This is a genomic window from Mesorhizobium sp. UC74_2, from assembly GCF_042701485.1.
Classification (GTDB): Bacteria; Pseudomonadota; Alphaproteobacteria; order Rhizobiales; family Rhizobiaceae; genus Mesorhizobium.
This window is the reverse complement of the sequence record NZ_CP170562.1, coordinates 1,113,691-1,127,325: the sequence shown is the minus strand read 5'-3', so window position 1 is coordinate 1,127,325 and position 13,635 is coordinate 1,113,691. Positions and strand designations below refer to the sequence as shown.

Sequence of the window (13,635 nt, the reverse complement as noted above, 5' to 3'; positions counted from 1 at the left end):
TTCGCGGGAGGAAGTTGAATCCGTTCCGGAAGTCGATGCGCGATCACGGTTCTCCGGCTCCGATCCCTTCCTTGCGCTTGGCCATATAGGCCTCCAGAGCCTCGCGCCGGGCGGAATCCATCGGTGGCTGCACATATTCGGCCAGTGCCTTCTTCCACAGCCCGGTCGCACGCTGCGTCGCGTCGAGAGCGCCGGCCTCAGTCCACGCTTCATAGTTCTGCCAGTTGGACAGCAGCGGCTGGTAAAAGGCGGTGGCATAGCGCTCCAGCGTATGCGGCTCGCCAAAGAAATGCCCGCCGGTCGGCACGCCCGCCAGCGCGTCCAGCGCCAGTTCACCATCGTCGACGGCAATGGGCCGAAGAAATTCCATCATATGCTGGATCATCTCGATATCGATGATGAACTTCTCATAGGAAGCAGTCAGGCCGCCCTCCTGCCAGCCCGCAGCGTGGTAGACGAGATTGCCGTGACCCAGCACAGCGCCCCACAATGCCATCAGCGTCTCGTATGCACCCTGCGCATCGGCGGCGTTGGAGGCGGAGCCCGGCGTGGTTCGGTAAGGCAGGTTGTATCGTCGCGCCAACTGTCCTGAAGCGATGTTGGCCTTGGTGTTTTCCGGCGTGCCGAAGGCTGGCGCGCCGGAGCGCATGTCGACATTGGAAGTAAAGGCGCCATACACCACCGGGCAGCCGGGTCGAACCAGTTGCGCAAGTGTGATCCCGAACAGGGCCTCGGCGTTCTGTTGCGCCAACGCTCCGGCCAGCGTCACCGGGCTCATCGCGCCCATCAGGGTGAACGGGGTCACGCAAGCGGATTGGCCGAACTCGGCCATGGTCATCAGCCCTTCCGCCATCATCTCGTCGAAGCGCCGCGGTGAATTGACCGAGATGACGGTACCGACACCGGGATCATCGGCGACCTGCTCGAGAGAGAGCCCGCGCGAGATCGCCATCATGGTGATGCCGTCCAGCGCCCTGCCCCGACCGATGGCCGAGACGTGGAACGGCTTGTCGGTCAGCGTCAGATTGGCGAAGTAGGTATCGAGATGACGCGTGTTCGCCGGCAATTCGATCGGCGCGCAGACCTGGTTGCCCAGCATGTGAATGCAGTTGAAATGTTGAGCAAGGCTGACCAGCTCATGATAGTCGCGCAGATTGCCTGCACGGCGGCCACGCTCGAAGTCATGCACATTGGGCGGCCCGGCCACGAGCGTGAAATTGATGATGTTGCCGCCGAATGTCAGGTCGCGAGCGGGATTGCGCGAAGCCAGCTTGTAGGACGACGGCGCTGTCTTGAGCGCCTCGGCTATCAGACCCCGATCGAGCCGCACCGTCATGGTTTCATGATCGACATCCGCTCCGGCATTTTGAAACACCCCGAGCGCGCGCCGGTTCATGAGCTCGATGCCCAGGTTTTCCAGGATATGCAGCGATGCGTGATGGATCGCTTCGACCTGATCGGCGGAGAGCAGCGCCATCGGTGGATAAGGATTTTCCACACGACGCGTCGGCAATTGCGGGATCGAGGCCCCGGCTCTCGAATGGACGCGTTCGGCGCTGCGTCTGGCGCGAAGTGCAGTCATGCTCTCATCAGAGCGCTATTCGGCGCCCTCCACTATCAATAATACGTCATTTCTGGACGAGATTTTATCTAAAGCGTCATTCATTCCGATCATAATAAAATAAAAACGACATAATTTGGTCGAAAAAATAACAGTACGTTTTTTGCCTTGTATCCGCCCAACAGGTTAAGAAGCGCGGCAAGACTCCTTTTATGATTTGCGACTAATGCTTTCGCCATGCGTGCGTACAGTTTTAGTCGAGTTTTAGCGGTCGGTTTCGTGCTGGTGCTTGGCGCCTGCGCGACGGCACCAAACCGCATCAACGATGTGTGCGCGGTGTTTGACCAGCGTGACGGCTGGTTCAACGATTGGCGCTCCTCCGCAGAACGCACGCAGCGGAAATATGGCATTCCGGTGCATGTGCTGATGGCAACCGTGCGCAAGGAATCCGGCTTCAACGGCAACGCACGCCCGCCTCGCACCAAACTGCTCGGCTTCATCCCCTGGACACGTGTCTCCAGCGCCTATGGCTATTCACAGGCGCTCGACGGCACCTGGAGCCAGTACCGGCGCGAAAGCGGCAACTTCACTGCAAGCCGCACCAATTTCGCCGACGCCGTCGATTTCGTCGGCTGGTACCACACCAAGACAGTCGATACCTATGGCGTGGCGCGCGATGACACCTACAACCTTTACCTCGCCTATTACATGGGCTGGGGTGCCTACAAGCGCGGAGACTGGCGCGGCAACAGCGGCATCCAGCGCTATGCGCGCGACACTGCTGCGATGGCCGACCGCTACCGTGGCCAGTTGCAGAGCTGTCGTTGAGCCTGGCCGCCCGCTAACAGGAGCAGTTATCTGGGCTTCCGGCCAAACACCCGCACATATTCCTCTTCGCCGCCATCGGCGAGCGCCTTGGCCTGCTTGATCCACTCGTCACGTTCGGAGCGGCCCAGCAACATCAGGCGCTTGTCGACCCACTCCCGCTCGGCTTCAGACCAGCCGGCGATCTGCGCAAAGCGATAGACGCCAAAATCATTCAGAACGATCTCGATCTGCGGCCCGATGCCGACGATCAGCTTGAGATCGTCGGGCTCGGCAGGTCGCGCCATGCCGGCCGGTCGGCCGACATCGGCAGGATCGATCGGTTCAGCCGGAGTTTCGACGGGCGCTGATACAACCGACTTGCTTGCGGCTTTTGCCGGCTTGGCTGACCCAGCCTTTGCTTTGGCACTCTTTGCCGGGCTTGCCTTCTTCGGCGTTTCAGTCGCCTTGGTGGCGGCTTTCCTGCTTGCCGGCTTTTTCTCGGCAGTCGGTTCTGCCGGAACGTTGGCGGCCTCCGCCTTCTTCACCGTCGTGGTGGACTTACGAGCAACGGCAGCCTTGCGGACTGGCTTGTTGCCCCTGGCCGCCGCGGCAGCGTCGACACCCCCCACGGCATCGTCCGGGACGCCTTCGAGCGCCGCATGTTCCTTGTCGAAACGGATCACCGGCTCCATGGTTGCCAGGACTTCATCGGACAGCCAGCAGAGGCTCCTGTGCCCATCGCCAAGATCCTTCAACGGCGGCACTTCCTTCTCGCAGCGACCATTGGCCACCAGGTGTTTGTAGCGGCAGCGCGTCTGGAAAGGACACCCGGTTGGCGGGTTCATGGCAGAGGGGATATCGCCCTCCAGCACGATATGTTTTTTCACCACCGAAGTGTCGGCGATGGGAATCGCCGACAGCAGCGCCTCGGTGTAGGGATGATAGGGCGGCGAGAATATCTGGTCGGTCGTGCCCTGCTCGACGATGTGGCCGAGATACATGACGACGACACGGTCGGCGATGTAGCGCACGACAGACAGGTCGTGGCTGATGAACAGCATCGTCGTCTTGTTCTTGCGCTGGATGTCCATCAAAAGTTCGGTGACGGCAGCCTGAACCGAAACGTCGAGCGCGGAGACGGGCTCATCCGCCACCACAACCCTGGCTGAACCGGCAAAGGCACGCGCCACGCCGATGCGCTGTTTCTGTCCGCCGGAAAGCTGTCGCGGCTTGCGCTCGGCGAACGCCCTCGGCAGCTTCACGAGATCGAGCAGTTCGAGCATACGCTGCTTGCGATCGGCGACTGTCTTGCCGACCTTGAACTTCTCCAGCGTGCGGATGATCTGCGAACCGACCGTGTGGCTGGGGTTCAGCGTGTCGAACGGATTCTGGAACACCATCTGGATGGCCGACACCGTGTCGACGTTACGCTTCTCGATGCCGGTGGACTGAATCTCGCTGTTGCCGAGCGTCACCTTGCCGGAGCTTGCCGTCTCCAGGCCGAGCAGGACCTTGGCCAGTGTCGACTTTCCGCAGCCGCTTTCGCCGACGATGGCCACGGTTTCGCTTTCGCGTGCCTCGAAGCTGATCGTCTCGTTGGCCTTGACCGTACGGCCCTCGCCACCACCGAACACACCGCCGGCACCGACGTGATAATACTTCTTGAGGTCGTCTATCTTGAGGACCGGCGCGCCCGGCTTGACCGGCTCCGCGGATTTCTTCGCGCCTGGTGGCAATGCCGCCCAGTCGATCTCGTTGAAGCGCACGCAGCGTGAGAAATGCCCTTCGTGGCCCTCGACATCGATCATCGGGATTTCGGCAGCATTGCACACGCCTTCGACGAAGTGGTGGCAGCGCGGTCCGAAATTGCAGCCCTTCGGGCGTTCGTGCGGCAGCGGCAACTGGCCGGGAATGGCGATGAGCGGCCGTTCATTCTTGTCAGCACCGGGCAGCGGGATCGAACGGAACAACCCTTGCGTATAGGGGTGCCGCATGCGGTCGAACACGTCCTCGATCTTGCCTGTTTCGACCGCTTCACCCGAATACATCACCGTGATCTTGTCGCAGGTTTCCAGGATCAGCCCCAGATTGTGCGAAACGAAGATCATCGAGGTGCCGAACTGCTGCCCGAGTCCCTTCACCAGTTCGACGATGCCTGCCTCCACCGTCACGTCGAGCGCGGTGGTCGGCTCGTCGAGCAAAAGCAGTGCCGGCTTGGACAACAACGCCATGGCGATGACGATGCGCTGCTGCTGGCCGCCGGAAAGCTGGTGCGGATAGGAGCGCATCATGCGTTCCGGGTCGGGCAGCTTGACCGCACGCACCATTTCCAGCGAACGCTTGTAGGCCTCGTCCTTCGACACCTTGTCGTGGATGAGCGGCACTTCCATCAGCTGCTGGCCGATCTTCATGGCCGGGTTCAGCGAGGCCATCGGCTCCTGATAGATCATGGCGATCTTGTTGCCGCGGATGGAGCGAAGCTCCTCCTCGGTCATCTCGCCCATATCCTTGCCCTGGAACTTGATGCGTCCGCCGACGATCCTGCCGACGTTGGACAAGTCCCGCATGATGCCGAGCGACACGGTCGACTTGCCGCAACCGCTCTCACCGACGATGCCCATCGCTTCGCCCGGCATCACCGTGCAGGAAAAATCCATCACCGCCGGTATCTCGCCCTTGCGGGTGAAGAACGAGATCGACAGGTTCTCGATCTCGATGATCGGCTGGGCATTGGCGGTGTTCGTGGCTTTTACGGCTTCGTTCATGGCGTCGCCCTCCACTAGTCTTTCATTGATTGTTCACGCAGCGAGTCGGCGAGCAGGTTCAGTCCCAGCACGAACGACATCAGTGCGATCGTCGGCGGCAGCGCCGGGTGGATGAAGGAGCGCAGCAAACGGCTGGCATCCTTGATCGCCGTTCCCCAGTCCGGGCTTTCCGGCGCGAGACCGAGACCGAAATAACCCAGCGTGCCCAGCAGGATGGTGGTGTAGCCGATACGCAGGCAGGCATCGACGATCAGTGGCCCGCGCGCGTTGGGCAGGATTTCCCACAGCATGATGTACCAGGGGGTCTCGCCGCGTGTCTGCGCCGCCGCCACGTAGTCGCGTGTCTTGATGTCCATGGTCAGGCCGCGCACGATGCGGAACACACCGGGCGAGGACGCGAACACCACCGCCACGAAGATGTTCAACTGGTTCGGCTCGATGTGGACGATCCGCAGCGGGTCGGCGTCGAACACCAGGCCGATATAGATCCAGCCGCCCAGCACCAGAGTGAGCCCCATGAGCCAGTAAAGCCGGTCTGGCCTGTTCTTGTAGCGGGTCCAGAACAGCACGCAGAAGAAGATGATCGGGAATAGGAAGAACAGGCCGGCCATCGCATAGGGGATCGGCGTGTCCATGATGCCCGGCGTGACCAGCAGGTAGAACAGCAGGATCACCGGGAACGCCAGCACCAGATTGGCCAGGAACGACAGCACCGTGTCGATCTTGCCGCCATAATAACCGGCAGGCAGGCCGAGCGTGATGCCGACCATCAAGGCAAAGCCGGTGGCCGCCGGCGCGATGATCAAGACGATCTGGCTGCCATAGACCATGCGCGAGAAGATATCGCGCGCCAGCTTGTCGCCACCGAACAGGTACACGCCCTTGGAGGCCGGCTCGATGGCTCCGGGCAGTGCATCTTTCATCACCGGTATCTGACTGAGCGGGTCGAAAGGCGCCACGGTTGACGCGAAGATCGCCGTGAACAGCCAGAACAGGCAGATGACGACACCGGCTATGCCGACGCTGCTGTCGAAGAGCTGGCCGTAGAGGCCAAGTCGTTTCTTGTAGGTGAAACTCAAACCCAGCACGATGGCCAGTGCCAGCCACACCGGCCAGAACCGCACCAGAACGCCGACAATGATGTTGAAGGCACCGATAAATTCGATCTGCATCGCTCGCCCTCCCTACTGCACGCGGATGCGCGGATTGAGGTACGCATAGCCGACATCGGAGATCAGCTGCGTGATCAGCACGATGAACACCGAGACCAGCGAGCAGCCAAGCAGAAGGTCGATGTCATTGTTGCCGGCGGCTTCCACCAGCGTGTAGCCGAAGCCCTGGTAGCGGAACATCGTCTCGACGATGACGACACCGGTCAAAAGCCATGGAAACTGCAGCATGATGACGGTGAAAGGCGCGATCAGCGCGTTGCGCAGCGCGTGCTTGACGACCACATTGGAGAAGGACAGGCCTTTCAGCCGCGCCGTGCGGATGTACTGTTGCGTCATCACCTCGACCATCGAGGCCCGCGTCATGCGCGCGATGTATCCGATGCCGTAGATCGCAAGCGTGATCACCGGCAGCGTGAAATTGTAGAAGGTGATGCCTTGCGCCGCCGACGCCGCGGAGCCGTTCAACCAGCCGAGCCAGGACGCGAAGATGACGGTGAAAATAACGCCCGAGACATATTCAGGCGTGGCTGTCGTCGCGATGGACGCGACCGACAATATTCGATCTGTGCGCGACCCCTCCCGCATGCCCGCAAGGATGCCTATCAACAGCGACACCGGCACCATCACCACCAGCACCCAGAACATCAGGATGCCTGTTGCGCGCAACGCCGGAAACAGCTTGGCGGCAACCGTGGTCTTGAATTTTGTCGAACAGCCGAAATTGCCTTGCAGCACCCCGGAATAGGCAGGCTCGATCGGATCGTTGCAGAAGGAGAACCGCTGTGAAGCCTTGCCGGTCGCCGGATCGACGATTGGCTCCATCTTCAGGACGCCCAGCCAATGGCCGTAACGGACGAAGAAATTCTGCCGGTAGCCATGATTGACCAGCCAGCTTTCCAGCTGTTCTGGCGGCGTGTGCATCTCGGTCTGGCTGATCGCCAGTTTCTTCAGGTTGGGTTCGAGGTTCACCAGAAAGAAAACGACCAGCGTCAGGCACAGCATGGTCAGAAGAATGGTGCCGATACGTCTGGCTATGAATGAGAGCATTGCGTCCCCCTGCCGGCCGGGTTGGGGTCTAAAGCGATCAACCCTGTGTCAAAAATCTTTTTTTGGATTTAGGGCCGCCACGACAAGGGGCGTCGCGCCGGCGATGCCACGGGCATGGGAGACGCCGTCCCCCATGCCCGCCGAACGATCGATCAAGCCTGCTCGAGCCAGACCTTGCCGAAGTCGTGCTCGTAGGTCGGGTGCATCGAGTGGTTCTTAACCTCGGGTTTGATGTTGATGTAGAGCTTGCGCCAGTAAGGCTGGATAATGATTCCGGAATCCTGCAGCGTCTGCTCGATATCCTTCATCACCACCTTGCGCTTCTCGGCATCGGCGATCGACAGTGCCTCGTTCACCTTCTTGTCGAAATCCGGATTGGCGTAAGCCGTTTCGTTCCAGGCTTCGCCGCTGCGATAGGCGATCGCTATGACCTGGATACCCAGTGGACGCATGTTCCAGTTGGTTTCCGAGAACGGATACTTCGTCCAGTCATTCCAGAAGGTCGAGCTCGGCAGGACCGTACGTTTCACCTTGATGCCCGCCTCGCGCAGCTGTGCTGCGATCGCGTCGGTGGTGTTCTTGTGATAGTCCTCGTCGTTGCTGATCAACTCGTGCTCGAAGTCGAGCGCGCCGGCTTCCTGCAGCATCTGCTTGGCCTTGGCGATGTCGCGCTTGACCTTGGGCAGCTCCACATATTCCGGATGGATCGGCGCAACATGGTGGTTCTCGCCGGGCGTGCCGGCATTGCCGTAGCCAAGCTGCAGCACGGTCGCGTTGTCGACCGCAAGGCACATCGCCTGACGCACCTTCTGGTTGTCATAAGGCTTCGCCTTGACGTTGAAGCGGGAGCACACGGTCGCGGCAGTCACCACTTCCGAAGCCGGCGCGCCGACATCAGCGATGATCTTGATGTAGTCCGCGGTCGTTTCGTGGTTGGTGTGCACTTCACCCGACTCGAACGCCGCAACGGTAGCTGCTGGGTCGGTACCGTAGTCGATGAACTCGACGCCATCGAGCAGCGCCTCGCCACCCCACCACTTGCCGGTTTCGCGGCGCTTGTACACCACTTTCTGGCCAACATCGTAGGAGACCAGCTCGAATGGGCCGGTGCCGATCGGGCAGTTTTTGAAATTGGCGCCCTTCTCGTCGAACGTCTTGTGCACGATGAGCGCAGGGTAGTCGGTCATGTTGGCGATGATGGCGATATCCGGGCTGGTCAGCTTCAGCTTGACCGTCATATCGTCGACCTTTTCGACCGAACCCTCACGCAGCTTCTTGGTCTTTTCATCGACAAGGCTACCGAGGCGACCCGGCATCGAGTTGCCTTCCGCGGCCTTGTCGGCCCAGCGAGTCAGATTGTAGATCACGTCATCGGCGGTGAACTTGTCGCCATTGTTCCACTCGACGCCAGGACGCACATGCAGCGTGTATTCGGTAGCGTCGTCGTTGATTTCCCACTTCTCCAGGAGATAGGGCTCGAAGGTGTATTGTTTGGTGTACTTCACCAGCGGCTCAAGCGCCTGGCGCTCGGCATTGGAGATTTCCGACCAGTCGGCGGTACGCGGATCCTTGGGGTCCTTGACGTTCATCGCCACCTTCAGGACACCGCCCTTCTTCGGCGTTTCCTGAGCCTGGGCGGGTGTTGGTGCAGCGATACCCAGCAGGCCATAGGCCATCGCCGTCGACGCGCCGAAAATGCTGGCCATCGCCAGGAACTCGCGACGATCAATGCCACCTGACTTGACCTGTTCGGCCATCGCCAGGATATGATCCGGAACGCGATCGCCATTGCTTTCATATGTTGTCATGACTAGCTCCCATTATTGGCTTTTCGCCTTTTAACATTCCGCACCTGACCGCCGTTGTCAAAGAACGGCCAGCGTGAGAACTCGCAGCAAGAGTGCAACTTTGAAATGGGAGCAGTTGGCGCGATAGCGACAATCTTGGCGGAAATTTGCTATCGAGGGCAAAAAACAGACGGTCACCGGTTCTGCGTAAACCGCGTGCATTTCTGTCATGATACAATCAGCGCTGCTGTGGCAGCGCCAGTTGCCGCACAATGTCGGTCCACCTGGACTGCCACACCCGAAGCTGCGGCCTAGTATTCTTTCTCGTAGAAAATGCCGCCCTTGGCCTCGCCATCGTCGGAGGCCTCGCCACGCAGCTTGACCCCCTTGCCGACATTGAAGTCGATGCGCGCCTTGCCTGAGCCAGGCTTCTCGCCCTTCTGGATGTTCAGATAGGTGCGATCGTTGAGATATTTGCCGGCCGACACCGCCGTCCCGCCCTGTTCGTCGGTGGTGACGTCGAGATCGTCGACGCCGAGCTTGCCGCGCAGCTTTTCCAGCAGCGACGTCGAGCCGCCGACGCCACTGAGCTGCGCCGCCGCCTCTGCGAGCTGGGCAATCTGCAGCGGCGACAGGTTGGACATCGACCGGCCGAATATCAGACGGGCCAGAACCTCATCCTCGGGCAATGCAGGCACCGAAGAGAACGTGAACTTAGGATTGGTCGCCTCGCCGGAAACGGTGATGTTCACCGTCGCGTCGCCAGCCGTCGATTCCGCCACCATGTTGAGATACGGCACCAGCGAACCCGAGAAGGTCAGCGTGCCTTCGGTGAAGGTCAGCCGTTTGCCGAGGATGGAAAGCCGTCCACGCTGCAGCGTGAACTTGCCGACAGCCTGCGGCGCGGAAGCCGGACCGGTCAGCCGCAGATTGCCGCCGAGCTCGGCATCGAGACCACGTCCCATCACGAAGATCTGGTTGGGGGCGTTGACGGTGACGTCGAGCGTCAGCCCGCCGCTTCCGCTGCCACCGCTGCTGCTGGCACCGGAAGGACGCAGCGCCTTGTCCTGTGCCTTCACAGCCGCAGGCGCATCCTTGCGCTTGATGTTCAGGGTCGACAGCGAGGTCGGCAAGCGTTCCGGCACGGTGACGACGACCTTGCCGAGGTTGATCGTACCCGCAATTGCGGGCGCTGTTGCCAATGGCCCCTTGATGGTGAGATCGCCGCCAAGGTTGGCGGTTACGATGCGGCCATCGGTGTAACGGCCGTCGACCAGCTTGATCGACAGATCCGCCGGGAACCCTCTGGCGGCATCGATGGCGACCGTGCCGCCGGCCGACAGCGTACCACGGGTCGACAATGTACCGGTCAGCCGGTTGATGGTGGCAATGCCATTGGCCATGCCGATATCAAGCGTGATGTCCTTGACCCCAAGCCCCGACTTCGCGTCGAGGAGCCGCGCTCCAGAAGAGCGCACGGAGCCGGCGATCACCGGCTTGGTCGCGGGGCCGCGCACCTGCACCGAAACGTTGGCCCCACCGGTCAGCGAAAGCCCCTGCTCCGCCAGCTTGCGCGACAAGAGCTCAAACGGCACGTTGCCGGCGATGTCGACCGAAAGGTTTGGCGTGCCGGCGGTGGTCACGGAGCCACCGCCCTTAAGCGCCAGTCCGGCACCACCGCCGATATCGGCATTGAAAGTGAGCTTGTTGGCCACGAAGGTACCGCCGGACGCGATGTTGATGGCGCCGATGCCGGCATCGCGGGTTGCCGCCACCCCAAGCCCGCTGGCCTTGATGTTGTAGGTGACCGAGGGCGCGGACGCAGCGCCGGTCACCTTGGCGGTGCCGGAGACGGTGCCGGCAGCGCCAAGTCCCGGCGAGAATGTATTGGCCGCAGCCACCGGCAGGTTGGCGAGGTTTACATCGATGTCGAGAGCCTTCCCCGCCGTACCCGTGATCGTCGCGCGGCCGCTATCGACGCCGACCACCAGTTTCTGGATTGTCGTCGTGCCATTGGCCACCGTGATGGTCGAAAGTTCGGGTATCACGGCCTTGAGACCACGGATCACGGCCTGGCCGGAAGCAAGTTCGAGCGTGGTCACGCCGCCTGTCGATTTCACACGGCCGACCGCCTTGGCGGGAATGTCCTTGACCGTGGCGCCACCGGAAAAGCCGGTCCATTCGCCATCGCGTTTCAGATCGACTGCGATACCGGTAATTGTCGTCGTGCCGGAGGTAACCGCGTCGGCCCGCACCGTGCCGGAAACCGCAGGCGCGGCAGCATAATTGGCCACCAGCGCGTCGATGGCGACATTTTTGGCGATCAGATCACCGCGCTTGATGCCGGCCTTGGCCTGCAAAGCCACTTCAGGCACGCCGTCGCGCTTGGCGAAGCGCACCGTGCCGCGCACATCGCCTTCCGCTTTTTCCAAAGCCAGCGCCGCCAGCGGCCCGATATCCGGCAGATCGATCGTCACTGTACCTTCCGGAAGGAAGGCCTCGTCGAGGACGAGATCGCCGGCCACGCCATTGTTGCCGAGCGCCAGTTTTAGCCCATCGATGCGCCGCTGGCCGTTGTCGGTCTTTAGCACCGCCTTGCCCTGAAGCGGTTGCCCGGCAACCGTGGCGGACAGTGTGACGTCCGCGGCAGGGTTGGCGACATCGGCCCGGCCGGTGGCCGAGAGATTCAATCCGTTGATCGCGCGCCCCGCAACCTCCAGCTTGTCGCCGCTCAGCGACACCGAAACATCGGGAGCGACCATGACACCTTTCGCAGTGACCGAAAGGCCGACCGAGCCCTTGGCCTCTTTCGAAAGCAGCGACAGATCGGCGAGTGCACCCTTGAGTTCGGCCACGATCTGGCCCTCGTGCAGGCTGGCGCTGCCGCTGGCAGACACGGCGCCCGAATCCAGCGCAATGGAATCAGCCGTCACAGTGCCCTTGGAATCGCGTCGGATCGCCGCCGAGAGCACGGCGCGTTCGCCAAGCACCGGGCGTGCGGCGGCAGGCAATGCCGAAGAAGCAGCATCAGCCTTGACGTTCAACTCGATCGATCCGTCGACCAGGGCCATCTTGCCGTTGAAATCGCCTACGAGCGTATCCGAGCGGATCGACCCCTTGTCGACATTGATGGTTTCCTTGGCCAGGCTGCCAGCAACATCGGCCCTGATCTTGCCGGCGATAAGCGGCGCAATGGTAGGGTTGTCCAACCCGATCTTGTCGACGGTCAGTGAACCCGTCATCGGCCCGACCCGGTTGGCAATGTCGAAATTGTTCGAATGGATCATCAGGTCGATGTTCTCGAACTTGGTGACGGTCGTCGTCACTTTCGCCAGTGAGGCGCCGATGTCGAGCGTCGGTGTGCTGCCTTCGCCGAAAGCGCGCAGCGCCGCAGACTTCATCTCGATATCGATCGGACTCTCCTTGCTGCCGAGCGCCAGCGGCAATGTCGGACCGACCGAATTGAACTGCATCGAAAAATCCGTGGAGCCTTTGGGCTCAACGTGGCCAGCAGCCGTGGCACGTAAGGCGTCGCTGTTGATCTGCGCCTGCTCGATTTCCACGCCGCCCGTCTTGGTCGCGGTACCGGTGAAGGCAAAATCCGTTTTGCCGGCGAGCAGCGGTTTGAAGCGGTCCGGCAGGAAACGTGCGAAATCGCCGTCGCCTTTCGCCTCTATGCGGTTGCCCTTTTCGGTCTGCTGGTTTCGACCGGTCAGTTGCGTGACCACCTGGCCGTCGACGCTGAAATTACCCGTGCCATTCCAGTCGGCCAACGAACCTTTTCCAGCCAGCGTGATATCGACCGATGGATCTCCAGGCAGTTGCAAGAGATTGGCGAGGATTCCGCCCGCAGGCTCCGAAGCCTTCACATCCAGGTCGAGCTTGTTGTCGGCCGGCGCGAAATCGACGGTCGCGTCGACGGTACCCTGCTTGCCGTCATTTCGCGCCACGTTGAGCCTGGCTGCCACGGCAAGCGGCGAAGCGTCGGCCTTCACCGACCCTTTGGCCGCCAGTTCCGCGATGCCTGCGCCGGCCAGGGCTTCGCCGAGCGCGATGTTGGGCAGGTCGATCGCCTTGATGTCTAGCGACACCGGCAGGTTGAAACCAGCTTCGGTGTCGCGCTTCGGCTCGCCTTCAGACACCGGCAGCCGCGCCGCCTCGATGCGCCCGACCGCGACGCGATCGGCGCTGAATGTCTTGGTCAGCAACGGAAATGGCGACCAGTCCACCGCGACCTGGCGCAGCACCAGCCACGGACCCTTGCTGTCTTCCAGCACGACATGATCGATCCTCAGCGCGCCCGACCAGATGCCGTCTATGCCGGCAACGGTGACCTTGCTTCCCGGCGTCGAAGCCATCGAGGAGATCAGGCCGGCCAGATTGTCGCGCCCGCGCTCCGTCGTGGTGAAGACGATCAACGCCCCCAGCGCAGCCGCAACGACAACTGCCGCCAGGTAGAAGAAGATCCGCAATGCCCGTTTCAACAACTTCGCCAT

6 protein-coding genes and 1 pseudogene are annotated in these 13,635 nt (G+C 61.5%); 1 reads left to right on the top strand and 6 read right to left on the bottom strand.

All coding sequences use genetic code 11. The features are described 5' to 3' along the window. Positions 1–43 precede the first annotated feature (43 nt). On the bottom strand, positions 44–1,582 hold the full coding sequence (locus ACFJIU_RS05290) for a trimethylamine methyltransferase family protein (RefSeq protein WP_379068342.1): 1,539 nt from the start codon (positions 1,580–1,582) through the stop codon (positions 44–46). A 216-nt stretch (positions 1,583–1,798) separates the two neighbouring features. Here ACFJIU_RS05290 and ACFJIU_RS05285 point away from each other — a divergent pair, with 216 nt between their 5' ends. Then, positions 1,799–2,389 (top strand): transglycosylase SLT domain-containing protein, encoded by a 591-nt coding sequence (locus tag ACFJIU_RS05285; protein ID WP_379068339.1) that lies wholly within the window; start codon positions 1,799–1,801, stop codon positions 2,387–2,389. 599 nt (positions 2,390–2,988) lie between these two features. Here the strand turns inward: ACFJIU_RS05285 and ACFJIU_RS05280 are convergent. From ACFJIU_RS05280 to ACFJIU_RS05260, 5 genes and pseudogenes are all read right to left on the bottom strand, one after another. Next, positions 2,989–5,133: pseudogene (locus ACFJIU_RS05280) on the bottom strand (dipeptide ABC transporter ATP-binding protein); the annotation flags it as partial. Between the two features lie 14 nt (positions 5,134–5,147). Beyond that, positions 5,148–6,305: an ABC transporter permease gene (locus ACFJIU_RS05275; protein ID WP_379068336.1), complete on the bottom strand. Its 1,158-nt coding sequence runs from the start codon at positions 6,303–6,305 to the stop codon at positions 5,148–5,150. 12 nt (positions 6,306–6,317) lie between these two features. After that, complete coding sequence (locus tag ACFJIU_RS05270; RefSeq protein ID WP_379068333.1) at positions 6,318–7,352, bottom strand: ABC transporter permease; 1,035 nt, start codon at positions 7,350–7,352, stop codon at positions 6,318–6,320. Between the two features lie 152 nt (positions 7,353–7,504). Then, entirely contained in the window at positions 7,505–9,160 is a 1,656-nt protein-coding gene (locus ACFJIU_RS05265) for an ABC transporter substrate-binding protein (RefSeq protein WP_379068330.1), read from the bottom strand. Positions 9,161–9,450: 290 nt separating this feature from the next. Further along, positions 9,451–13,635: a translocation/assembly module TamB domain-containing protein gene (locus ACFJIU_RS05260; protein WP_379068327.1), complete on the bottom strand. Its 4,185-nt coding sequence runs from the start codon at positions 13,633–13,635 to the stop codon at positions 9,451–9,453.